This window comes from Pseudogemmobacter blasticus (assembly GCF_003071405.1).
Classification (GTDB): Bacteria; Pseudomonadota; Alphaproteobacteria; order Rhodobacterales; family Rhodobacteraceae; genus Pseudogemmobacter; species Pseudogemmobacter blasticus.
The window spans coordinates 40143-63859 of sequence record NZ_CP020470.1; the positions used below are offsets into that span (position 1 = coordinate 40143).

Genomic DNA, 23717 nt, shown 5'->3' on the forward strand with positions numbered 1-23717 from the left:
CGGTCGGGGTGGGGCGTCTGCGTCGGTGCCTGACACCCGACAGCCGCTGGATGTGCGTCTTGCCCTGTCGCCACAGGTTCACAAGCTGAGTGTCAGGCTGCCGGGGTTGAAGCACATCGCCCGGGCCGAAGGCCGTGCGCTGTTCGATCTGATTCAGGGATTCGTGCAAAGCCAGGTGCTGATGGCGCTGGTTGGCACCGGCGCGCTGCGGGCGCTGGCCGAAGGGCCGGCGGACAGCCCGCGACTCGCCCGGGTGGCCGATCTGCCCGCTGACCGGGCCGAGGTGCTGTTCCGTGCCGCCGCCGGGCTGAAGCTGATCCGCCGCCGGGCGGGGTGCTGGCAGTTGACGGCGCGCGGGGCGGCGTTCCTGACCGTTCCGGGGCTTGAGGCGATGGTGCGCCATCATACGGCGCTCTATCGCGATCTGGCCGATCCGGTGGCCTTCTTCCGGGGCGAAACCGAAACGGAGCTGGCGAAGTTCTGGCCCTATGTCTTTGGGGCCGGGGCTGCCGCCGACCCCGACCTGGCCGAACGCTATTCACAGTTGATGACCGACAGCATGGGGCCGGTGGCGGAAGACACCCTGCAACTGGTTGATTTCCGTGGAATTACCGAGCTGATGGATGTGGGCGGCGGCAGCGGGGCCTTTCTGGCTGCGGTGGGGGCGGCCTATCCGCAGTTGAAGCTGGCGCTGTTCGACCTGCCCGCCGTGGTGCCCGCCGCCGAGGCGCGGTTCCGCGACGCCGGGATGGCCGACCGGGTGCGTTTGCTGCCCGGATCGTTCCGCGATGATCCGCTGCCGCGCGGGGCCGATGCGATCAGTCTGGTCCGGGTGCTGTTCGACCATTCCGACGACACGGTGGCCAGCCTTCTGCGTGCCGTTCACGTTGCCTTGCCCCCCGGCGGGCGGCTGATCGTGTCCGAGGCAATGGGCGGGGGGAAGGCCCCGGATCGGCATACCGATGTGTACATGGCGGTTTACACCCTGGCCATGCAAACAGGTCGCACCCGGTCGGCCGAGGAAATTGCCGGGATTCTGGCCTCTCTTGGCTATGTCGATGTGAAAATTCACAAGGGATTTCGGGCATTTGTGACTTCGGTGGTCGAAGCGCGGCGCATCTGACGCGTTTGTGAAGAAAAATGTCCAATCTGTTTGACACCGCAGAATGTAAGGCTAGACTTACACCTAAGCAAAAACCGAACTGCCCCTGAGTCTTGGGGGTGGCATCCGGGGCAAGAGGGAACCACCGTGAGAACGACTGCCGTCATCCTTGAGGGACCGCGCAAGCTGGGGCTTGAAAGCCTTGGGCTGGTGACGCCCGGACCGGACGACCTGGTGGTCGAGGTGTCCCATTCCGGCATTTCGACCGGCACTGAAAAGCTGTTCTACACCGGCACGATGCCGCCCTTCCCGGGCATGGGCTATCCGCTGGTCCCCGGCTATGAAGCCGCGGGCGAAGTGGTGGAAGCGGGCGCCGATACCGGCTTCCGCGTGGGCGAACGGGTGTTCGTTCCGGGCGCCAACTGCTTTACCGACAATGTGAAGGGCCTGTTCGGGGGCGCCAGCCGCCGGCTGGTGACCAAGGCATCCCGCGTGGCCCGGATCGACGCCGGTCTTGGCGCCGAAGGGGCGCTGCTGGCACTGGCGGCCACGGCCCGTCATGCGCTGGCCGGCTTCAACACCGCGCTGCCCGACCTGATTGTCGGCCATGGCACGCTGGGCCGCTTGCTGGCCCGCCTGACCCTTGCCGCCGGTGCGCCGGCGCCGACGGTCTGGGACACGAACCCCGCCCGCCGCGAGGGCGCGCAAGGCTATGCCTGCATCGCGCCGGAAGACGATCCGCGCCGCGATTACAAGGCGATCTATGATGCTTCGGGCGCCAAGGGCCTGCTGGACCAGTTGGTCATGCGGCTGGCCAAGGGTGGCGAGGTGGTGCTGGCCGGGTTCTATACCGAACCCGTCGCCTTTGCCTTCCCGCCGGCCTTCATGAAGGAAGCCCGCATCCGTATTGCCAGCGAATGGCAGCCTGACGACCTGGTGGCGACGCGGGCGCTGATCGAATCCGGTGCGCTGTCGCTCAAGGGGCTGATCACGCACACCCGTCCTGCCGCCCAGGCGGCCGAGGCCTATGAAACCGCCTTTGGCGACCCGGCCTGCCTGAAGATGATTCTCGACTGGAGTGGCACCGCATGACCCTGGACGTACCGAACCTCAAGGATTTCGACGCCCGTCTGCGCGCCGAGGCCGCAGAAGAACCGACGCTGGAAATCCCGCAAGACCCGCCGTCGAAGAAGACGCAGATCATTGCGATCTATGGCAAGGGCGGGATCGGCAAGTCGTTCACGCTGGCCAACCTCAGCCACATGATGGCCGAGATGGGCAAGCGGGTGCTGCTGATCGGTTGCGACCCGAAGTCCGACACCACCAGCCTGCTGTTCGGCGGCAAGGCCTGCCCGACGATCATCGAAACCTCGACCCGCAAGAAGCTGGCCGGGGAAGAGGTGAAGGTGGGCGATGTCTGCTTCAAACGCGGCGGTGTCTACGCGATGGAACTGGGCGGGCCCGAAGTGGGCCGCGGTTGCGGCGGGCGCGGCATTATCCACGGGTTTGAAACGCTGGAGAAGCTGGGCTTCCACGACTGGGATTTCGACTATGTGCTGCTCGACTTTCTGGGCGACGTGGTCTGCGGCGGCTTCGGCCTGCCGATCGCCCGCGACATGGCGCAGAAGGTGATCGTTGTCGGCTCGAACGACCTGCAATCGCTGTATGTGGCGAACAACGTCTGCTCGGCGGTGGAGTACTTCCGCAAGCTGGGCGGCAATGTCGGCGTGGCGGGCCTTGTGATCAACAAGGATGACGGCACGGGCGAGGCCAAGGCCTTTGCCGAAGCGGTGGGGATTCCGATCCTTGCCAGCATTCCCGCCGATGACGATCTGCGGCGGAAATCGGCGAACTACCTGATTGTCGGCAGCCATGCCACCCAATGGGGGCCGCTGTTCGAGGAGCTGGCGATCAATGTCGCCGACGCCCCGCCGCTGCGCCCCCGCCCGTTGAGCCAGGACGGCCTTCTGGGCCTGTTCTCGGCCGAGACGACCGGCGCCGATTTCGTTCTGGAACCGGCCACCGACGAAGACATGCGCGGCAAATACGCGGGCCAGAAGGTCTCGCTGGAAGTGGTGTATGACAATGCTTGATCTCGACGCCCTGACCCGTCTGGAAGAAGCCCTGAAACTGCTGGGAACGCGGGGGGTGCGGAAGTGACCGACCTGCGCACCGACGTGATGGCCGAAGGCCCCGTCCTGACCGGGGGGGCGTCTGACGCGGCCCTTGGCACGGATGGCCTGGGTTGCCACGCGGGCGCATCGGCGCTGGAGGCTGCGGCCCGTGCCGCGGGCAATTCGGAATTGCTGGACCAGTTCGCAAAGGATTATCCGGCTGGCCCGCATGACAAGCCGCAAAGCATGTGCCCTGCGTTCGGCAGCTTGCGGGTGGGGCTGCGGATGCGGCGGGTGGCGACGGTGCTGTCGGGCAGCGCCTGCTGCGTTTACGGCCTGTCCTTCATCAGCCATTTCTACGGTGCCCGCCGGTCTGTCGGCTATGTGCCGTTCAGCAGCGAAACGCTGGTGACCGGCAAGCTGTTCGAGGACATCCGCGATGCGGTGCATGAACTGGCCGACCCCGACCGCTATGATGCGGTGGTGGTGACCAACCTGTGCGTGCCGACCGCCAGCGGTGTGCCGCTGCGGCTGTTGCCGAATGAAATCAACGGGGTGCGCATCGTCGGCATTGACGTGCCGGGGTTCGGTGTGCCCACCCATGCCGAGGCCAAGGACGTGCTGGCCGGCGCCATGCTGAAATATGCCCGGCATGAAATCATGGCCGGTCCGGTGCCGGCGCCGGTGTCGGGGCGCAGCGACCGGCCGACCGTCACCCTGCTGGGCGAGATGTTCCCGGCCGATCCGATGATGATCGGCGCGATGCTGGCGCCCATGGGGCTGGCCGTGGGGCCGACGGTGCCCTGCCGCGACTGGCGCGAGCTTTATGCCGCGCTGGACAGCAAGGTGATTGCCGCGATTCACCCGTTCTACAGCGCCTCGATCCGCGAGTTTCAGGCGGCGGGCCGCGCCATCGTGGGCAGCGCCCCGGTGGGCCATGACGGCACGATGGAGTGGCTGGCAAACGTCGGCGCTGCGTATGATGTAGATGCAGCAAAGGTAGGCGCGGCGCAGAACGCCTTTGGCGCCGCCATCAAGGCCGCGCTGGCCAATGCGCCGATCAAGGGCCGCATCACCCTGTCGGGGTATGAGGGCAGCGAACTGCTGGTGGCCCGGCTGCTGATCGAAAGCGGCGCGGATGTGCCCTATGTCGGCACCGCCTGCGGCCGCACCGAATGGAGCGCGGCGGATCGCGACTGGCTGGAAGCGCGCGGCGTGGTGGTCAAGTACCGCGCCAGCCTGGAAGACGACCTGACCGCGATGGAGGCCTTCAAGCCCGATCTTGCCATCGGCACGACGCCGGTGGTGCAGAAGGCCAAGGAAAAGGCCATTCCGGCGCTGTATTTCACCAACCTGATCTCGGCCCGGCCGCTGATGGGGCCGGCCGGGGCCGGCAGTCTGGCGCAGGTGGTCAATGCCGCCATGGCCGGCAAGGCCCGCATGGCCGGAATGAAAGCCTTTTTCGAAGGCGTCGGCACCGGCGATACGACCGGCATCTGGGAAGGTGCGCCGAACCTGCGCCCCGATTTCCGCGCGATCCACCAGCGCAAGCTGGACAAGGCCGCCAAGGCGGCCAAAGCGCAGGAGATGATCTGATGTTGTTGCAGGATCATGATCGCGCCGGCGGCTACTGGGGGGCAGTCTATGCCTTCTGCGCCGTCAAGGGATTGCAGGTGGTGATCGACGGCCCGGTGGGCTGCGAGAACCTGCCGGTGACATCCGTGCTGCATTACACCGATGCGCTGCCGCCGCATGAGCTGCCCATCGTGGTGACGGGCCTGGGCGAGGAAGAACTGGGCCGCGAAGGCACCGAAGGCGCGATGAAACGCGCCTGGAAGGTGCTGGACCCGGCGCTGCCCGCAGTCGTCGTCACCGGCAGCATCGCCGAGATGATCGGCGGCGGCGTCACGCCGCAGGGCACCAATATCCAGCGGTTCCTGCCGCGCACCATTGACGAAGACCAGTGGCAATGCGCCGACCGCGCGATGACCTGGATCTTCACCGAATTCGGCATGACCAAGGGCCGGATGCCGCCCGAGGCCGACCGGCCGGACGGGGCAAAGCCCCGCGTCAACATCCTGGGGCCGATGTACGGCACCTTCAACATGGCGTCCGACCTGCACGAGATCCGCCGGCTGGTGGAAGGCATCGGCGCCGAGGTCAACATGGTGATGCCCATGGGCGCCCATCTGGCCGAGATGCGCAACCTGGTGAACGCCGACGCCAATGTCGTGATGTATCGCGAGTTTGGCCGCGGTCTGGCCGAGGTGCTGGGCAAGCCCTACCTGCAGGCGCCGATCGGGCTGGAATCGACCACGCTGTTCCTGCGCAAGCTGGGCGAGATGCTGGGGCTGGACCCCGAGCCGTTCATCGAGCGGGAAAAGCATTCGACGCTGAAGCCGCTGTGGGATCTGTGGCGTTCTGTCACGCAGGACTTCTTTGCCACCGCCAGCTTCGGCATCGTGGCGAACGAGACCTATACCCGCGGCATCCGTCACTATCTGGAAGACGATCTTGGCTTCCCCTGCGCCTTTGCCGTGGCCCGCAAGGCCGGGCAAAAGACCAATAACGAAGAGGTTCGGGCGCTTTTGCGGCAGCACCGGCCGCTGATCGTGATGGGGTCGATCAACGAGAAGATGTACATGGCCGAGATGAAGGGCGGGCACGGCCCTGCGCCCAGTTTCATACCGGCCAGCTTCCCGGGTGCGGCTATCCGGCGCGCTACAGGCACACCCGTTATGGGATATGCTGGCGCCGTGTACATGTTGCAGGAAGTGTGTAACGGCCTGTTCGATGCGCTGTTCCACATCCTGCCACTGGCATCCGAGATGGACAGTGCGGCGGCCACGCCCACGACGCTTCGGCGCGACATGCCCTGGGACATCGACGCCCAGGCCGCGCTGGACCGGATCGTGGCCGAGCACCCGGTTCTGACCCGCATCTCGGCGGCGAAATCCCTGCGGGACGCGGCCGAGAAGGCCGCCCTCGACCAGGGCGCCGAGCGGGTGGTGTTGGAGGTAGTCGAGGCCCTGCGCGGAGAATCCGCGGGCAGGGGCCCCAGCAAGGGACAAGGAGGGACGGCATGAGTGACCAGACCGCCGGCGAGACCGTCGTGCATCATGCGCAACGCACGCCGAAAACCGAGTTCTACATCTATTTCACCCTGATCTTCGTGGTCGCGATCCCGATCGCCATCGTGAACTGGGTGTTCCGGCTGATTGCCGACCGCCGCCTGCCGGCACAGGGCCCCCTGGCCCGTGCCTGGCGCGAGGCCGGGTCGATCACGCCGGCGATCTTCCGGCCCTAGCGGCCGGAACCCTTCTGCCCCGGGCCCGGAAAGCCAGGACAGAAGCTCGATCTTCCCCGGCCGAAGCGCCCAAGGCCGGGGCAATCGCTCGCCGTATCCCGGATCATCCGGGGTGCGGGGAAACTCGGGGAGGCATCCTGCCGAACCGTGAACCCAGCCGCAGGGGATGCGGTGTCAGTCTGACCATCCGGAGGATAGAATGGCTGATAAATCCGACCTGAGCTTCACAGGTCTTTCTGACGAGCAGGCGCAGGAACTGCACTCCGTGTATATGAGCGGGCTCTGGCTCTTCGTGACCATTGCCGTCATCGCCCATATCGCCGTGTACATCTGGCGTCCGTGGCTCTGAGGAGGAGCAAGCAATGTCCAAATTCTACAAGATCTGGCAAGTGTTCGACCCCCGTCGCGTCTTCGTGGCGCAGGGCGTCTTCCTCTTCCTGCTGGCCGTGATGATTCACCTCATCCTGCTCAGCAAGCCCGACTACAACTGGCTTGATGTCGGTACGGCCAAGTACGGCCGCGGCGAAGCCGCTGCGGTCGTCACCCCGTAAGGGACCGGCCTCTGTTGCGGGCGGCAAGCCGATGGGCCTGCCGCCCGCGACGATACGCGCGATTTCACACGGAGAAGCTGCTTCCATGCGCCAGGGAGGCAGGAATATCCGGCAAAAGCGGAGAGGGAAGCATGGCACTGCTCAGCTTCGAACGAAAATACCGCGTGCCGGGAGGCACGCTGGTCGGCGGGAATCTGTTCGACTTCTGGGTCGGCCCTTTCTACGTCGGCTTCTTCGGCGTCACGACATTCTTTTTCGCGGCGCTTGGCACACTTCTGATTCTTTACGGAACGGCGATGGAGGGGGTCTGGAACCCTCAGCTCATCTCGATCGAACCGCCGTCGGTTGAGAACGGCCTGGCCTTCGCGCCGCTTGCTGAAGGCGGCCTTTGGCAGTTGATCACGATCTGCGCGCTGGGGGCCTTCATCAGTTGGGCGCTTCGCGAGGTCGAGATCTGCCGCAAGCTTGGCATCGGGCTTCACATCCCCTTCGCCTTCAGCTTCGCGATCCTGGCCTATGCGGTTCTGGTCGTGTTCCGGCCGCTTCTGATGGGCTCATGGGGCTATGCGTTCCCCTACGGGATCTGGACGCACCTCGATTGGGTCTCGAACACCGGCTACACCTACGGCAACTTCCACTACAACCCGGCGCACATGCTGGGGATCAGCTTCTTCTTCACCACGGCGCTGGCTCTGGCGCTGCACGGTGCCCTGGTTCTGTCGGCCGCCAACCCTGAAAAGGGCCTGGAAATGAAAACGGCCGACCACGAGGACACGTTCTTCCGCGATCTGGTCGGCTATTCGATCGGGACGCTGGGCATCCACCGTCTGGGCCTGCTTCTGGCGCTGATGGCGGTGTTCTGGTCCGCGGTCTGCATGATCATCACGGGCACCATCTGGTTCGATCAGTGGAGCAACTGGTGGTACTGGTGGGTTGAGCTGCCCTGGTGGGTCGACATTCCGGGAGGCGTAAATGGCTGAGTATCAAAACATCTTCACGCAAGTCCAAGTCGGCGGCGCACCCGAAATGGGTCTGGTCGAAGGCGTGGACCTGTCAAACCGGACCAAGGGCACCACGAACTGGACGCTGCTTGGCTGGTTCGGCAACGCCCAGATCGGACCGATCTACCTTGGCGGCTGGGGCACTGTCTCGCTCATCTCGGGCGTGTTGTGGTTCCTGACCATCGGGGCCTGGTTCTGGTACGAGGCGGGCTTCAACCCGGCCGTGTTCATGCGCGACCTGTTCTATCTGTCGCTTGACGCGCCGGATGCCAAATACGGCCTGGGTGTGCCCAGGGACGCGGAAGGCATCATGTGGTTCATCGCCTCGTTCTTCATGTTCGTGGCGGTCTGGTCCTGGTGGATCCGCACCTATACCCGGGCTGCGGCCCTGGGCATGGGCAAGCACACCGCCTGGGCCTTCCTGTCGGCGATCTGGCTCTGGATGGTGCTGGGCTTCATCCGCCCGATCCTGATGGGAAGCTGGTCGGAAGCCGTGCCTTACGGCATCTTCACGCACCTCGACTGGACCAACAACTTCAGCCTGACCCACGGCAACCTGTTCTACAACCCCTTCCACGGCCTGAGCATCGCCTTCCTCTACGGATCGGCCCTGCTGTTCGCCATGCACGGGGCGACCATTCTGGCGGTCTCGCGCTTCGGCGGCGACCGCGAGCTGGAACAGATCGTTGACCGCGGGACGGCGGCCGAACGTGCGGCGCTGTTCTGGCGCTGGACCATGGGCTTCAACGCCACGATGGAAGGTATCCACCGTTGGGCGTGGTGGTTCGGGGTTCTGGTCACCCTGACCGGCGGTATCGGCATCCTGCTGAGCGGCACGGTTGTGGACAACTGGTATGTCTGGGCGCAAGTCCACGGCTACGCCCCGGTCAACTGAGGAGCGGATCATGGCTGAGTACAACTACTCTCACGAGCCGAATGCGGTGATCAACCTGCGCGTCTGGGCCCTGGGCCAGATGGTGTGGGGGGCCTTCCTGGCCGCCGTCGGTGTTGTCGCGGTGATCTGCCTGCTGGTCGGCACCTATCTTGCCGGTCTGCTGTTGCCCGAGCAAAGCAAGCAGGCACCTTCGCCTTATGGCGCGCTCGAGATCGTTCAGACCATCGACGTTGCCTGATGAAATCTGCGGGTGGGCGGCCCCGGTTCCGGGACGCCGCCCCCCGCTTCCGCCGTTCGGGCCATTTCGCCGGCCCGGATCCGGGGCGCAACCACAGCCCGGTTCCCTTCCTGTTGGCGACAGGGACCTGGTGCCGTGTGGTTCTTCCACACGGCACTTTTTTCATTCATGCCCCTGACAGGGGCGGCTCATTGGAGGACGCAACCATGAGCGAGACACGGACCCCGAAACCGATCCTTGACCGGGTTGCCAGCCCGAGCGACATGAAATCGCTGACCGATGCCGAGCTTGGCCGCCTGGCCGAGGAGTTGCGGCGCGAGACCATCGAGGTGGTCAGCCAGACCGGCGGGCATCTGGGGTCATCGCTGGGCGTGGTGGAACTGACTGTGGCGATTCATGCCGTCTTCGACACCCCGCGCGACAAGCTGGTCTGGGACGTGGGCCACCAGTGCTATCCGCACAAGATTCTGACGGGGCGGCGCGACCGGATGCTGACGCTGCGGCAGGCGAACGGGCTGTCGGGGTTCACCAAACGGTCGGAATCGGAATATGACCCGTTCGGGGCCGCCCATTCCTCGACCTCGATCAGCGCGGCGCTTGGCTTTGCGGTGGGGCGCGAGCTGGGGATGCCGGTCGGCGATACCATCGCGGTCATCGGCGACGGGTCGATCACCGCCGGCATGGCCTATGAGGCGCTGAACCACGCCGGCCATCTGAAAAGCCGGATGTTCGTGATCCTGAACGACAATGACATGTCGATTGCCCCGCCGGTGGGGGCGCTGTCGCGCTATCTGAACGATATTGCCGCCAAGGGCCCCTTTGCCATGCTGAAGGCCGCCGCCGAGGGGATCGAGGCGCATCTGCCCGGCCCGGTGCGCGAAGGCGCCCGCCGCGCCCGGCAGATGGTGACAGGGATGCCCGGCGGCGGCACGCTGTTTGAAGAGCTGGGTTTTGAATATGTCGGCCCGATTGACGGCCATGACATGGAGCAGTTGCTTGGCACGCTGCGGGCGGCGCGGGCGCGGGCGCGCGGGCCGGTGCTGATTCATGCGGTCACGGTCAAGGGCAAGGGCTATGCCCCGGCCGAGGGGGCCGACGACAAGTATCATGGCGTGGCGAAATTCGACATCGCGACCGGCGCGCAGGTGAAATCGAAGTCGAACGCGCCGTCCTATACCTCGGTCTTCGGCAATACGCTGACGGAGGAGGCCGCGCGCGATCCGCGCATCGTGGCGATCACCGCCGCCATGCCGGGCGGCACCGGGCTGGACATCATGGCGCGGCGCTTTCCGGCGCGGGTGTTCGATGTGGGCATTGCCGAACAGCATGGCGTGACCTTTGCCGCCGGTCTGGCGGCCGCCGGGATGCGGCCGTTCTGCGCGATCTATTCCAGCTTCCTGCAACGTGGCTATGACCAGATCGTGCATGACGTGGCCTTGCAGAGCCTGCCGGTGCGGTTCGCCATCGACCGGGCCGGTCTGGTGGGGCAGGACGGCGCCACCCATGCCGGCGCGTTTGACACCGCAATGCTGGCCAACCTGCCGAACATGGTGGTCATGGCCTGCGGCGACGAGGCCGAGCTGGTGCATATGGTCGCCACCGCGGTGGAGTTCGACGAAGGCCCCATCGCCTTTCGCTATCCGCGCGGCGAAGGGGCGGGGGTCGAGATGCCGTCACGCGGCACGCCGCTGGAGATTGGCCGGGGCCGGGTGGTGCGCGAGGGGACCGATGCCGCGATCCTGTCTTTCGGGGCGCATCTGTCCGAGGCGCTGGCCGCCGCCGAAATGCTGGAGGCGGAGGGCATTTCGCTGACCGTGGCCGATGCGCGCTTTGCCAAGCCGCTGGACACGGCGCTGATCGACCGGCTGATCGACAGCCATGCCGGGCTGTTCACGCTGGAACAGGGGTCTTCGGGCGGGTTCGGGGCGCAGGTGCTGCACCATCTGGCGGCGACCGGCGGGCTGGACCGGGGCCGGGTGGTGCGCACGCTGATGCTGCCGGACAAGTTCATTGACCAGGCCAGCCCGGCGCAGATGTATGCCTGGGCCGGGCTGACGGCGGCGGACATCGCGGCCTCGGTCCGGGGGGCGATGGCGCGGGACAAGGTGGCGCGGATGCCTGCCCGCCCGCGCGCCGTCTGACGCGCCGTCTGACCGGAGCGCCCGGAGTTCTGGACAAAAGACCGGGGCCGTCGCAGGCTTTTCGGGATTTGATCCGATTCTTGAGGCGCAGATGTGGGATTTCAGTATCAGCCAGGCCCTGGCCCTTATGGCGCGCACCGCGCCTTTCGTCCTGTTCCGGGTGCTGGTCTATTTCGCGGTCTCCGCCGCCTTTGTGGTGGTGACGGGCACCGGGGCGGGCATCGGCTATGGCGTGGGCCTGTTCGGGGATGAGGACTTCCGAACCTCGGCCACGGTTTACGGCGCCATCGGCGGCTTCGGCCTGACGGCGGGGGTGATCTTCTTCCTGCGCGATTATCTGCTGTATCTGGTCAAGGCCGGGCATCTGGCGGTGATGGTCGAGCTGATGGAGGGCCGCGAGGTGCCGGGCGGGCAGGGGCAGGTGGCCTGGGCGCAGGGCGTGGTGCGCGAGCGGTTCGGCACCGCCAGCGCGCTGTTCGGGCTGGATGTGCTGATCCGCGGCGTGGTGGGGGCGGTGACGGGGCTGTTGCAGGGCATCCTGTCCTTCCTGCCGATTCCGGGGCTGGACCGGCTGGCCGCGGCGCTGCGGGCCTATCTGAAGATCGCCGCCGGCCTGATTGACGAGGTGATCCTGGCGCAGATCCTGCGCACGCGGTCGGACAATCCGTGGAAGACCGGGCAGGAGGCGCTGGTGCTGTATGCCCAGAACGCCCGGCCGCTGCTTGTGAACGCGGCCTGGCTGACGCTGATTGTCTGGGGTCTGTCGCTTTTGGTGTTCCTGGTCATGCTGGCGCCGGCGGCGGCGGTGGTCTGGCTGATCCCCGGCCCGGCGACCGGCGGGATGATGGTCTTTGCCATCCTGTTCGCCTGGGCGGTGAAGGCGGCGCTGATTGAACCTTTCGCGCTGGCCTGCCTGTTGCAGGTGTATTTCAAGGTGACGGAAGGGCAGCAGCCCGACCCGGACTGGACCGCCCGGCTGTCGCAGGCTTCGGACAAGTTCCGCAGCATGGGCGAAAAGGCCGCCGGTTGGGTGACAGGGCGCCGGTCCGCGCCGCCGGCGGCCTGATCCGCCGCGCCTTGCGGATCACAGCTTTGCGCAAATCGCGGCTGGGGGGCTGGCATATTTGCTTGCCCTGCGTCAGAAAGGCCGCGAAGGCGGTTGCCGCCCCCTTGGGGTTGTGGCAGATATTCATTAGGCGCAATCTAAACCGAAGGGTTCAGAATGACCGACTATGCTGAGCGGCGCGTGACGATGGTGGACACCCAGGTCCGCCCCTCTGACGTGACCAAGTTTCCGATCATCGACGCCATGCTGTCGGTCCCGCGCGAGGTTTATGTGCCGGTTGACCGGCGCGAGGCCGCCTATATCGGCGACAATGTGGACATCGCGCCGGGCCGCGTGGTGCTGGACCCGCGTGTTCTGGCCAAGATCCTGGACGCACTGGATATTCAGCCCGACGAGATGGTTCTCGATCTGGGCTGCGGGCTGGGCTATTCGGCGGCGGTGATCGCCCGGCTGGCCGAGACCGTGATCGCGGTCGAGGAGGATGAGGCGCTGGCCGCCGAGGCGCAGCGCATCCTGTCGGAGCAGGGCGTGGACAATGCCGTGGTCTTTGCCGGCCCGCTGGCCGCAGGCGCGGCGAAGCACGGCCCCTATGACGCGATCACCCTGCAAGGGGGCATCGAGGAATTGCCCGAGGCGCTGGCGGCCCAGCTCAAGGAAGGGGGCCGGATCGCGGCCATCATCCTGGAAGGGGCGCTTGGCACCGTGAAGATCGGCTTCAAGCGTGATGGCGTGATTGCCTGGCGTTTTGCCTTCAATGCCACCGCCCCGCTGCTGCCCGGCTTTGCCGCGCAGCGGGCTTTTGCCCTGTAACAAAGGCGCGGGCCGTTCCGGCCCGCCGACCCGGAAAGACCGGCCCCGCGCGGGGCGCGCAGGAAGGACAGTCGTGATGCGGATGTGGTTGAAGGCCCTTGTTCTTGGATCGGCATCGCTGGCGATGACCTTGCCGGCCGCGGCGGAAACGCTGGCCGATGCGCTGACGGCGGCCTATCGCAATTCGCACCTGCTGGACCAGAACGAAGCCGTGCTGCGGGCCGCCGATGAAGATGTGGCGGTGGCGGTGTCGTCGCTGCGCCCGGTGGTCAGCTATGTGGTGAACTGGGGCAAGAGCTATGCCAATTACACCACCGCCGGGGTGCATGTCTCGGGCGATACGCTGGCCACGTCGGTTTCGCTGTCGCTGGATCTGATGGTGTTCGACTTTGGCCGCACCAAGGCCCAGATCGCGATTGCCGAGGAAAGCGTGAAGGCCACGCGGCAGGCGCTGGTGGGGGTTGAGCAGGATGTGCTGCTGGCCGCCGTGCAGGCCTATGTCGATGTGAAGCTGGCCGAAGAGATTGTCGCGCTGCGGCAATCGAACGTGCGGCTGATCACGCAGGAACTGCGCGCCGCGCAGGACAGGTTCGAGGTGGGCGAGATCACCCGCACCGACGTTTCCATCGCCGAAGCGCGGCTGGCGGCTTCGCGCGCCTCGCTTGCGGCGGCCGAAGGCACGCTGATGGTGGCGCGCGAATCCTACAAGGCGGCGACGGGGGCCTATCCGGGCCGTCTGGCCGCGCTGCCGCCCAGCCCGAAGATTGGCAAGACCATTGACGAGGCGCGGTCGGTTGCGATGAAGACGCACCCCGCCATCCGGCAGGCGCAGCATCAGGTGACGATCGCCGACCGCTCGGTCGAACTGGCCGAGGCGTCGATGAAACCGTCGATCGGGCTTGGCGTTTCGATCAGCAACACCACGGTGCAGGACCGCTTTTCCGCCGATGCCGGGTTGCAGATGAGCCAGACGCTGTATGCGGGCGGCAAGCTGTCGGCGCTGTATCGCAAGTCTCTGGCGCAGAAAGAGGCAGCGCGGTCTGGCCTGAAGCAGACGGTGGTGCTGATCGAACAGAACCTTGGCAATGCCTGGGCCAATCTTGCGGTTTATGGCGCGTCGATCAAGGCGACGACGGCGCAGATCGAAGCGGCGCAATCGGCCTTTGACGGCGTGCGCGAGGAGGCCAGCCTTGGCGCCCGCACCACGCTGGACGTGCTGGATGCCGAACAGGAACTGCTGGACGCCCGCGCCTCGCGGCTGGAGGCCGAGGCGAACCGCTATGTGGCGGTTTATCGGGTGCTGGCGGCGATGGGTCTGCTGACCGTTGATCATCTGAAGCTGGGCATCCCGACCTATGACCCGGATGCCTATTACGACGCGGTGAAACGGGCCCCGGCCACGTCTTCGCGCGGCAAGAAGCTGGATGCGATCATGGAGAAGGTCGGGCGCTGATCCGGCCCCGCACCGCAGCCTGTGACATGTCTTTGCGGCCGCCCTTGGGGCGGCCGTATTGCTTTGTTAACGTGGAACCCGACGGTTCCTTGTGCCAGAGCCAGGTTCTGGCTAGACTGGCCGCCACGGGAACGCAGAAGACCAACAGGCAGAGCAGAATGGCCGACTCCATGAAAACGCAGGAAATTGAGGATGTTCTGACCTCGATCCGGCGTCTGGTTTCAGAAGACCTGCGGCCGGCGCCCCGGCCGCTGACGCGCCCTGCGGGCAGGCTGGTGCTGACTCCGGCGCTGCGGGTCGAGGCGCCGGCGGCATCGCCCGGCGTGCTTCGGCTGACCGGCGCGGCGCTGGTGCGCCCGCCTTCGGGCGGCGATGCCGGTTATGTGGAAGAGATCGAGACCCCGCCCGCGCCGGCACCCGAGGTGCGCGGCCACTGGACGGCGGAAACCATGCCCGAGGTGACCTGGCTGGCCGGGGAAGAACCGTGGGAGCCGTCCGAGCCGCTTGCCTTCGTGGCGCATCGCCGTGTGTCCGCAACGCCGGTGCCGCAGGCCGATGATGCCATCAAGGCCGAGATGATCCGTCAGCTTGCCGCCGAGGCATTGCTGGAGGAAGCCGCGGAAGACCCGGTGGCGCCGTCGGGGCAGGGGGCCGCGCCCGATGTTCTGGTGCTGACAGACCCCGCGTCGCCCATGGATGAGGGCTTGCGTGACATGGTGCGCCAGATCATCCGCGATGAGCTGGCCGGCCCGCTGGGCGAGCGGATCACCCGCAACGTGCGCAAGCTGGTGCGCATCGAACTGCGCCGCGCATTGGCGTCGCGCGACTTCGAATAACCGCCGTCAAAGGCCAGAAATGCAAAAGGCGCGCCCGGGGCGCGCCTTGCATGGGTCTGTCTGGCAGACGGCGGTCAGGCCGCTTCGGCGTGGTCGGCGTCCAGCGCCGCCCGGCGTTCCGATTCCTCACGGCTGAGGGCGACAGAGGTCCGGATGCCCTTGGACACGAATTCCATCAGGCCTTTCACCACACGCTCGTTCGGGTCAATCCCGGCGCAGGACAGCACTTCACGGCCATCGCGCGACCGCGCCCAGCGGGCGATCTGCTCGGGGCCGTTGCCGTATTTCTTGTCATCGGCAATCGCATCGTCCAGGGCAGCCAGAACGACCGCAGCGAAAAGCTTGCGCGCCCGCGCACCCTGTTCGAAGTTGAAAGCCGTGCTGTCGATGGAGTCCAGCATCACAGGTTCCTTGAATTCCGGTCTTGTTCTTGTCTTTTACCGCGCCTTGCGCTTGTAACGACTTGATTACGATTCTGGGCTTCCAGTTTGGAATGACAGCCATGTGCTATGTGCATGGCTTGCCGGGGTGCCACATCATCTAGTCGTCACCTTGCGGGCGGGAAAACCAGATATGGGACACCTGTCGAGTCTGTCAACCGTTTGGTAAGGTTTTTCAGGTTTTCCGGGGTTATTCGGGGAAAACCCCGGATGAGCCAGCCAGAAGGGGGCCTTCCGCCTGATCGTGGCGCAGATAGGCCAGCGCCCGGTTGCCGGCGACGGTGCCAAGACGGCCGACCACCCGGTCGCCCGCCATGACCGGCGTACCGGGGGCGGCGGGGCCATCCAGCCGCACATTGCGCAGACCCTTGCGCAGTTCGGTCTTGTGTTTCATCCGCGCGGTGACTTCCTGACCCACATAGCAGCCCTTGCGGAAGTTCACGCCGTTCAGCCGCTCGAACCCCATTTCCAGGATGTAGCTGTCATCGGGCAGCAGATCGTCGGGGTATTCCGGCACGCCCGCCGCCACCCGCAGCGCCGCCCAGTTGGTAACGGCGGGGCCGCCCGTGTCGGGGCCATAGGCCCGCCAGCCCAGCGAGGGGGCGCGCGGGTCGGGCAGGGCGCCCGCCGGGGCGGGGCCGGTGCCCCGGGTGGGGTGCAGGCCATCTGCCGGGACGATCTGCACATCGGCGCGCAGGCGATACATCGTCAGCCGTTTCAGCGTGCTGGCCGCCAGCGGTTCGGGAATGTCGATCAGAAAGCTGTCGTCGTCGCCTTCGCGGCGGATCACGAAGAAATCGGCCAGATACTTGCCTTGCGGCGTGAGGAACCCGGTCCAGACCAGCCCCGGCCCGCGCCCCAGCGGCAGAACGTCATTGGTGACCAGCCCTTGCAGGAAGGTCAGCACATCCTTGCCGGTCAGCCGCCAGAGGGTGCGCCCCGCGATGCTTTCGCCCGCCATGTCTTGACCTGTCATCCGAACACTCCTTTCCCGCAGATATAGGGCGGGCGGGGCGGCGGGCGAAAGGGTCAGTCGCGGAATTGCAGCGCGTGCAGGCTGGCGTAGGTGCCGTTGCGGGCGATCAACTGGTCATGGGTGCCTTGTTCCACCACCCGGCCCCGGTCCAGCACCACGATCTTGTCGGCATCGCGGACGGTGGCCAGACGGTGGGCGATGACCAGCGTGGTGCGGCCCTGCTGCGCCTGGGCCAGCGCCGCTGTCACGGCGGTTTCCGAGGCTGCGTCCAAGGCCGAGGTCGCCTCGTCCAGCAGCAGGACCGGCGCGTCGGCCAGAAGCGCCCGCGCAATGGCGATGCGCTGCCGCTGCCCGCCCGAGAGCGACGATCCGCGCGGGCCGGCAGGGCTGTCCACGCCAGAGGGGAGGGCTGCGATGAATTCCATCGCATGGGCATCGCGCAGGGCCTGCCGCATACGCGGCTCGTCAATGCCGTCGCGGCCCAGAACAAGGTTCTCGCGCAGGGTTTCATCAAAGAGCGCGGCTTCCTGGGTGACGGCGGCAAACAGGCGGCGCTGGTCGGGCAGGGTCATCCCCGCCGCATCGGCGCCGCCGATCACGATGCGCCCCGAGGACGGATCGGCCAGCCCAGTCAGCAGATGGAAGACGGTCGTCTTGCCCGCGCCGGAAGCGCCGACCAGCGCCGTGACCTTGCCGGCTTCGGCGGTGAAGGTCAGGCCCTGCAGGACCGGCTGGTCGTCATAGGCAAAGCGCACGTCATCGAACACGATTTCCGGCGGCACCTGCGCCGGCAGGGCGCGGCTTTGCGGCGGACGCGTGGTGGCGGGCCGGGTGTCGAACAGTTCATACAGCCGCTCCAGCGAGGCGCGGGCAATCTGCCAGCTTCCGGCAAGGTCCGAGATGCGGCGGATCGGCTGGAAGGTCAGCGCCATGGCGGTGAAGAAGGCCATGAACTCGCCGGTGGTGCGTTCGCCCGCCACCACCTGCGAGCCACCCAGCATCAGCACCGCGAAAAAGCCGATGCCGGTGACGATGTCCACCAGCGCCGGCATTGCCGCGCGTCCGACGGCCGATTTCACTTCGGCCCGGACGATGCGCGCCACGATCTGCGAGAAGCGCCCGGTCTGGTAGCTTTCCATCCGGTTCAGCTTGACCTGCTGGATGCCGTGAAACACCTCGTCCAGCCGGGTGGAGCGCAGGCCGGACTGCACCCGCATGTGCAAGGTCTTGCGCCGGACATAGCGTTGCAGCACCAGCGCCGGCAGCAACAAGAGCGGCGCCCCGACCAGCGCGGCCAGCGTCCAGACCACATCAATCCGCAGGGCCACCACCAGCAGGCCCAGAAGCGACACCGCATCGCGCGCGACGCCCACCAGCACCATCTGCGCCGCACCCTGCGCGGCCGAGGTATCGGCCTGCACCCGGTCGATCAGCGTGCCGGGCGGGTTCTTCTGGAAGAACGCGCCGTCCAGCGTCAGCAGATGGCCCAGGAGCGCCACCTGCATTTCGGCGGCCGTTTCATTGTTGACCCGCGCGATCAGCCAGCGGCCCAGGATCGAGGTGACGGCCCGCAGGACGAACAGCGCCAGAATCCCGCCGCCGACCAGTGTCAGCGCCGACATGGACTTGGCGGCGAACACATCGTCGAACAGCGGTTGCAAGAGCCAGGACAAGAGCCCCAGCGTTGAGCCTTCGATCACCGACAGCAGCATCGCCAGCAGCAGAAGCCCCAGCCGCTTGCGCAGGAAGCTGCGCCAGTAGCGGCGGAAAAGCTGCGGGGAAGGGGGCGGTTCGGCCAAGGCATTGTCCCGTCTGGGTTGTCTGACGCATGTAGCCCATGCGGGGCCCTGGCTCAAGCGGCACGGGGGCGGCGGCGGCAGCCGGGGCGTTGACGATGCGGGGGCAGGGGGCTAGCCATGACCCGACGCCGCATCCGCAATCCCCCAAGGAGTTTGCCCGAATGAGCCTTGCCCACGGCCACCCCTATCTGGCCATTCCCGGCCCCTCGACCATGCCCGACCGGGTGCTGCGGGCGATGCACCGGGGCAGCCCGAACATCTATGAAGGGCCGCTGGTCGAGATGGTTGCCGGGATCTGGCCCGATCTGCGGGCCGTTGCGGGCACCACCCAGCATGTCGCGGCCTATATCGGCAATGGCCATGCCGGGTGGGAGGCGGCGAATTCCAACCTGTTCTCGCGCGGGGAAACCGCGCTGGTGCTGGCCTGCGGGCAGTTCGGCCAGTCCTGGGCGGCCCATGCCCGCGCCATGGGCATCGAGGTGCAGATCGAGGATTTCGGGCGCCAGTCGCCCGCCGACCCGGCCCGTCTGGAACAGATCCTGCGCGCCGACCGCGAGCACCGCATCAAGGCGGTGCTGACGACGCATGTCGATACCGCCACGACGCTGCGCAACGACATTGCCGCCCTGCGCGCGGCGATTGATGCCGCCGGCCACCCGGCGCTGTTCGCGGTGGATTGCATCGCCTCGATGGGCTGCGATGAATACCGGATGGACGACTGGGGCGTCGATGTCACCGTGGCGGCCAGCCAGAAGGGGCTGATGACGCCGCCCGGTCTGGCCTTCGTCTGGTTCTCGGAAGCGGCGAAACTGCGCTGCGGGCAGGGCGACATGGCCTCGCCCTACTGGCGTTGGGGGCCGCGGGCGGAACCGGCCGAGTTCTGGCAATACTGGGACGGCACCGCGCCGACGCATCACCTGTATGGCCTGCGCGAGGCGCTGACCATGCTGCTGCATGAAGAGGGGCTGGCGCAGGTCTGGGCCCGGCATGACGCGCTGGCCCGCACCGTCTGGGCCGCGTTCGAGGCCTGGGGCGCGGGCAACCCCGCCATTGCGCTGAACGTGGGCCAGCCCGACTGGCGCGGCCGTTCGGTCACGGCGGCGCGGTTCGGCGGCGATGCGGCCACCCGGCTGCGCCGCTGGTGCGAGACCCGCGCCGGGGTGACGCTGGGCATCGGCCTTGGCGCCGGCACGCCGGAAGACCCCAACGCCGATGGCGCGCTGCGCGTGGCGCATATGGGCCATGTGAACGCCCATATGACGCTGGGCGTGCTGGCGGTGATGGAGGCCGGGCTGAAGGCGCTGGGCATTCCGCATGGCAAGGGCGCGCTGGAGGCCGCCGCGCAGGTGGTGGCCGACCGGGCCTGAGGGGCCCGTGCTGCTGTCAGACGGGAGGCTCCGGCCGGGTTGAGAGCGGCGTCAGCCGCCCCGGCCAGCGCCCGCCCGCGCCATCAAGCGCCGCCGTCGCGCGTTTGAAGCGCCGACCTGCGGTCGGGGGCTGGTTTGATGCTGCGACAGGAAAGGGGGGATTGATCGCTGAACGGACGGTGCCAGTAAGGTGCCCTGTCTTCCCCGTTAGAACAGACGTCCCTGCCGGGTTAACAGCCGCGAAGCGGCCCCGGCCAGCGCCCGACCGCCCCCCGGGCGGGCGCTTCTGCGCTGTGGGTTCTTCGTTCGGTTGGTGGGAGAGGCCGCCCCATCAAGCGCCCGCCTCGCGCCGTTGGAGGCGCCCACCCGCGGTCGGGGGCTGGCCTGATGGTGTGGCGGGAGTAGGGCGGCTTTGAGCCCTTAGCGGACGGTGAGCCCTTGCCCGGGGAGATCAGCCCGGGTGAATAATCTCAAAGATATCAAAGAGGGGGTGATTCATATGGCCAAGAGAAAGACATTTGAGGACATTCTGAATACCGAGTTTCGGTGGCCGGCGACTGACGACAAGCCGTTTGTCGTTGCCGACGATCCATTCGATAATGCGAATGTTGCAAACGATGGGTTTACACGCCTAGTGCTCATGATGGAGGGTTACAAGTCGGCGGCGGATTTAATGGTTCAGGCCGCTGCCGATAATCGCCCGACTCGCGATATCCTCGTGTTCCCCATCATTTTCAACTACCGGCAGTTCATCGAACTATCGCTGAAATATCATCTTGCTACGTTCGGGCCCGCGGTTGGCATCGAGCCCAACTGGAAGTCACATGACCTAGACAAACTGTGGTCTGAGTTCTTGGCGATGCTCGAACACTACGGAACCGAAGACCCGGACGAGGCTGATCCGGTGGTGGGGAAAATCATCCTCGAGTTTGCTAAGATTGATCCCGGTTCATACTCGTATCGTTACCCTGTGGATCGTCAGGGGAACCCCGTGCCCGTCGCCTATTCCGACCTTCATTTACCGACGCTGGCCGATGTCATGCAGGGGGTTGCAGGATATTTTTTAGGTTGCGATGGATACTTGAGCAGCCTCCTCGACGCTAGCCCCTACTGAACGCTTTGCCTTCCACGGTGGCGGAGCGACCGCCCCGTCCCGCACCGCAACCGCCGGCCCGCCAGTGCGGCCTGGCCGGCGGTCGTGGGAACCGTCTGCGGCTCAGGCGCCGCGGGAGAGGGCGGCGACGCCGGTGCGGGCCAGTTCGCGCAGGCCCAGCGGGCGCAGCAGTTCGGCCAGGGCGTCGATCTTTTCCGGGGTGCCGGTGATTTCGAAGATGAAGCTTTCCAGCGTCGAATCCACCACCTTGGCGCGGAAGATCTCGGCCAGGCGCAGGGCCTCGATCCGGGCGTCGCCCTTGCCGGCCACCTTGAACAGCGCCAGTTCGCGCTGCACGCTGGGGCCTTCGACCGTCAGGTCGTGCACGGCGTGAACCGGCACCATCCGGCTGAGCTGCGCCTCGATCTGGTCGATCACCGCCGGTGTGCCGCGGGTCACGATGGTGATGCGCGAGCGGTGGCCGGTGTGGTCCACCTCGGCCACGGTCAGGCTGTCGATATTGTAGCCACGGCCCGAGAACAGGCCGATCACGCGGGCCAGCACGCCCGGTTCGTTTTCGACGATCACAGCCAGGGTGTGGCTTTCCTCAACCTCGACATGGCTGTCGCGTAGGTCATAGGCGGAATGGCTGGAAGCGCCCTTCTTGATGTTCAAGGCCGACATGCGGCTTTCCCTTCTGCAAATATTCCACGGGGGGCCGGGGGCGCGACGCCCCCGGTTTCCGACATCTCAGACCAGCGCGGCGCCGGCCTTGAAGGCCTCGGCATCGGCCGAGAGCAGCATTTCGTTATGCGGCTTGCCCGACGGGATCATCGGGAAGCAGTTCTCGTGCTTCTCGACCAGGCAATCAAAGATCACCGGCCCGTCGTAGCGGATCATTTCCAGGATCGCGTCGTCCAGATCCTTGGGATCGCTGCACTTGATGCCCTTGCAGCCGAAAGCCTCGGCCAGCTTGACGAAATCGGGCAGGCTCTCGCTCCAGCTTTGCGAATAGCGCTCGCCATGCAAGAGTTCCTGCCACTGGCGCACCATGCCCAGACGTTCGTTGTTCAGGATGAACTGCTTGACCGGCGCGCGGAACTGCATCGCCGTGCCCATTTCCTGCATGTTCATCAGCCAGGACGCCTCGCCCGCGACGTTGATCACCAGCGCCTCGGGATGGGCGATCTGCACGCCGATGCTGGCGGGCAGGCCATAGCCCATGGTGCCGAGGCCGCCCGAGGTCATCCAGCGGTTGGGGTCTTCGAAGCCCAGGAACTGCGCCGCCCACATCTGGTGCTGGCCCACTTCGGTGGTGATGTAGCGGTCCATGCCCTTGGTCAGCGCCTCGAGCCGTTGCAGGGCGTATTGCGGCTTGATGGTGGTCTTGCTGGGCTCATAGGCCAGGCAGTTGATCTTCTTCCAGTCGTTGATCTGCGCCCACCAGCGGGCGATGCCGTCCTTGTTGACCTTGCGGCCACGCGCCTTCCACACCTTCAGCACGTCTTCCAGCACATGACCGACATCGCCGATGACCGGCAGGTCAACCCGGATCACCTTGTTCACCGAGGACGGGTCGATGTCGATCTGCACCTTTGTGGAGTTCGGGCTGAAATCCTTGACGCGGCCGGTGATCCGGTCGTCGAAGCGCGCGCCGACCGCGATCATCAGGTCGCAGCCGTGCATGGCGAGGTTGGCTTCATAAAGGCCGTGCATCCCCAGCATCCCCAGCCACGACTTGCCGCTGGCCGGATAGGCACCAAGACCCATCAGCGTGGAGGTGATCGGGATGCCCGTCGCATCGACCAGTTCGCGCAGCAACTGGCTGGCGCCCTTGCCGGAATTGATCACCCCGCCGCCGGTGTAGAACACCGGGCGTTCGGCGGTTTCCAGCATCTCGACAAGCCGGGTGATGGCGTCGATGTCGCCCTTGACGCGCGGCTGGTAATGGTCGGGCTTCATCCGCTCCGGCCCGGTGTATTCGGCCTGGGCGAATTGCACATCCTTGGGGATGTCGATCAGCACCGGCCCCGGCCGGCCCGACCGGGCCACATGGAAGGCGCGGTGAATGGTCTCGGGCAGCCGGGCGCTGTCCTTCACCAGCCAGTTCATCTTGGTGCAGGGGCGGGTGATGCCCACGGTATCGGCTTCCTGGAAACCGTCGGTGCCGATCATGAAGGTCGGCACCTGGCCGGTCAGCACCACGATCGGGATCGAATCCATCAGCGCATCGGTCAGGCCGGTCACCGCATTGGTGGCCCCCGGGCCGCTGGTCACCAGCGCCACGCCCACCTTGCCGGTGGACCGGGCATAGCCTTCGGCCATGTGGATCGCTCCCTGTTCATGGCGGACCAGAACATGCCGGATGTCGTTTTGCAGGAAAATCTCGTCATAGATCGGAAGGACGGCGCCGCCGGGATAACCGAAGACAACCTCGACCCCCTGATCCTTGAGAGCCTGCACCACCATCTTCGCGCCGGTCATCGACCTTGTCATCGCTTGCATCCCTTGCCGTCCGAACCAAGAAA

23 protein-coding genes are annotated in these 23717 nt (G+C 66.2%); 18 read left to right on the forward strand and 5 right to left on the reverse strand.

The window, feature by feature from the left end:
• Nucleotides 1-25 precede the first annotated feature (25 nt).
• From B6K69_RS00180 to B6K69_RS00255, 16 genes are all read left to right on the forward strand, one after another.
• Nucleotides 26-1123, forward strand: coding sequence for a methyltransferase (locus tag B6K69_RS00180; protein WP_228156772.1), 1098 nt, complete (start codon nt 26-28; stop codon nt 1121-1123).
• 126 nt (nt 1124-1249) lie between these two features.
• A complete protein-coding gene (gene bchC, locus B6K69_RS00185) occupies nt 1250-2194 on the forward strand; it encodes a chlorophyll synthesis pathway protein BchC (protein WP_107672944.1) in 945 nt (314 codons plus the stop codon).
• Complete coding sequence (locus B6K69_RS00190; protein ID WP_107672945.1) at nt 2191-3195, forward strand: chlorophyllide a reductase iron protein subunit X; 1005 nt, start codon at nt 2191-2193, stop codon at nt 3193-3195. The genes bchC and B6K69_RS00190 overlap by 4 nt, the downstream gene beginning before the upstream one ends.
• A gap of 87 nt (nt 3196-3282) precedes the next feature.
• Nucleotides 3283-4812, forward strand: a complete 1530-nt coding sequence (gene bchY, locus B6K69_RS00195) for a chlorophyllide a reductase subunit Y (RefSeq protein ID WP_107673114.1) — start codon at nt 3283-3285, stop codon at nt 4810-4812.
• Nucleotides 4812-6302 (forward strand): chlorophyllide a reductase subunit Z, encoded by a 1491-nt coding sequence (bchZ, locus tag B6K69_RS00200; protein WP_108642357.1) that lies wholly within the window; start codon nt 4812-4814, stop codon nt 6300-6302. Before bchY ends, bchZ begins: the two co-directional genes overlap by 1 nt.
• Entirely contained in the window at nt 6299-6523 is a 225-nt protein-coding gene (gene pufQ / locus B6K69_RS00205; protein ID WP_107672947.1) for a cytochrome PufQ, read from the forward strand. Before bchZ ends, pufQ begins: the two co-directional genes overlap by 4 nt.
• A gap of 199 nt (nt 6524-6722) precedes the next feature.
• The gene (gene pufB / locus B6K69_RS00210; protein WP_107673115.1) at nt 6723-6872 is read left to right on the forward strand and encodes a light-harvesting antenna LH1, beta subunit; all 150 of its coding nucleotides are present in this window, start codon (nt 6723-6725) and stop codon (nt 6870-6872) included.
• Nucleotides 6873-6885: 13 nt separating this feature from the next.
• On the forward strand, nt 6886-7074 hold the full coding sequence (gene pufA, locus B6K69_RS00215; RefSeq protein WP_107672948.1) for a light-harvesting antenna LH1, alpha subunit: 189 nt from the start codon (nt 6886-6888) through the stop codon (nt 7072-7074).
• 131 nt (nt 7075-7205) lie between these two features.
• Nucleotides 7206-8054 carry a photosynthetic reaction center subunit L gene (gene pufL / locus B6K69_RS00220; protein WP_108642358.1) on the forward strand — a complete coding sequence of 283 codons (849 nt, stop codon included), beginning with the start codon at nt 7206-7208 and terminating at the stop codon, nt 8052-8054.
• Entirely contained in the window at nt 8047-8970 is a 924-nt protein-coding gene (pufM, locus tag B6K69_RS00225) for a photosynthetic reaction center subunit M (protein WP_108642359.1), read from the forward strand. The genes pufL and pufM overlap by 8 nt, the downstream gene beginning before the upstream one ends.
• Nucleotides 8971-8980: 10 nt before the next feature.
• Nucleotides 8981-9208, forward strand: coding sequence for an RC-LH1 core complex protein PufX (gene pufX, locus B6K69_RS00230; RefSeq protein ID WP_164681847.1), 228 nt, complete (start codon nt 8981-8983; stop codon nt 9206-9208).
• A 206-nt stretch (nt 9209-9414) separates the two neighbouring features.
• Nucleotides 9415-11349, forward strand: coding sequence for a 1-deoxy-D-xylulose-5-phosphate synthase (gene dxs, locus B6K69_RS00235; protein WP_108642361.1), 1935 nt, complete (start codon nt 9415-9417; stop codon nt 11347-11349).
• Nucleotides 11350-11440: 91 nt separating this feature from the next.
• The gene (locus B6K69_RS00240; protein ID WP_108642362.1) at nt 11441-12415 is read left to right on the forward strand and encodes a hypothetical protein; all 975 of its coding nucleotides are present in this window, start codon (nt 11441-11443) and stop codon (nt 12413-12415) included.
• Between the two features lie 156 nt (nt 12416-12571).
• The gene (locus B6K69_RS00245; protein WP_108642363.1) at nt 12572-13225 is read left to right on the forward strand and encodes a protein-L-isoaspartate O-methyltransferase family protein; all 654 of its coding nucleotides are present in this window, start codon (nt 12572-12574) and stop codon (nt 13223-13225) included.
• A gap of 76 nt (nt 13226-13301) precedes the next feature.
• A complete protein-coding gene (locus B6K69_RS00250) occupies nt 13302-14678 on the forward strand; it encodes a TolC family outer membrane protein (RefSeq protein WP_108642364.1) in 1377 nt (458 codons plus the stop codon).
• A gap of 158 nt (nt 14679-14836) precedes the next feature.
• Nucleotides 14837-15514, forward strand: coding sequence for a hypothetical protein (locus tag B6K69_RS00255; protein ID WP_108642365.1), 678 nt, complete (start codon nt 14837-14839; stop codon nt 15512-15514).
• 74 nt (nt 15515-15588) lie between these two features.
• On the opposite strand, the gene B6K69_RS00260 is transcribed toward B6K69_RS00255, so the two are convergent.
• The 3 genes from B6K69_RS00260 to B6K69_RS00270 form a co-directional block, all read right to left on the reverse strand.
• A complete protein-coding gene (locus B6K69_RS00260; RefSeq protein ID WP_107672956.1) occupies nt 15589-15915 on the reverse strand; it encodes a DUF6280 family protein in 327 nt (108 codons plus the stop codon).
• 229 nt (nt 15916-16144) lie between these two features.
• Nucleotides 16145-16915 (reverse strand): CAF17-like 4Fe-4S cluster assembly/insertion protein YgfZ, encoded by a 771-nt coding sequence (gene ygfZ, locus B6K69_RS00265; protein ID WP_108642366.1) that lies wholly within the window; start codon nt 16913-16915, stop codon nt 16145-16147.
• A gap of 68 nt (nt 16916-16983) precedes the next feature.
• A complete protein-coding gene (locus B6K69_RS00270) occupies nt 16984-18642 on the reverse strand; it encodes an ABC transporter ATP-binding protein (protein ID WP_108644700.1) in 1659 nt (552 codons plus the stop codon).
• A gap of 248 nt (nt 18643-18890) precedes the next feature.
• Between B6K69_RS00270 and B6K69_RS00275 the strand changes: the two genes are divergently transcribed.
• Both B6K69_RS00275 and B6K69_RS00280 read left to right on the forward strand, forming a co-directional pair.
• A complete protein-coding gene (locus B6K69_RS00275; RefSeq protein ID WP_108642367.1) occupies nt 18891-20096 on the forward strand; it encodes a pyridoxal-phosphate-dependent aminotransferase family protein in 1206 nt (401 codons plus the stop codon).
• A gap of 460 nt (nt 20097-20556) precedes the next feature.
• Nucleotides 20557-21210, forward strand: a complete 654-nt coding sequence (locus tag B6K69_RS00280) for a hypothetical protein (RefSeq protein WP_228156773.1) — start codon at nt 20557-20559, stop codon at nt 21208-21210.
• Between the two features lie 102 nt (nt 21211-21312).
• Here the strand turns inward: B6K69_RS00280 and ilvN are convergent, their stop codons facing one another.
• Together ilvN and B6K69_RS00290 are read right to left on the reverse strand one after the other, a co-directional pair.
• Nucleotides 21313-21873: an acetolactate synthase small subunit gene (gene ilvN / locus B6K69_RS00285; RefSeq protein ID WP_107672959.1), complete on the reverse strand. Its 561-nt coding sequence runs from the start codon at nt 21871-21873 to the stop codon at nt 21313-21315.
• A 66-nt stretch (nt 21874-21939) separates the two neighbouring features.
• Nucleotides 21940-23685 (reverse strand): acetolactate synthase 3 large subunit, encoded by a 1746-nt coding sequence (locus B6K69_RS00290; protein ID WP_108644702.1) that lies wholly within the window; start codon nt 23683-23685, stop codon nt 21940-21942.
• Nucleotides 23686-23717: the final 32 nt, after the last annotated feature.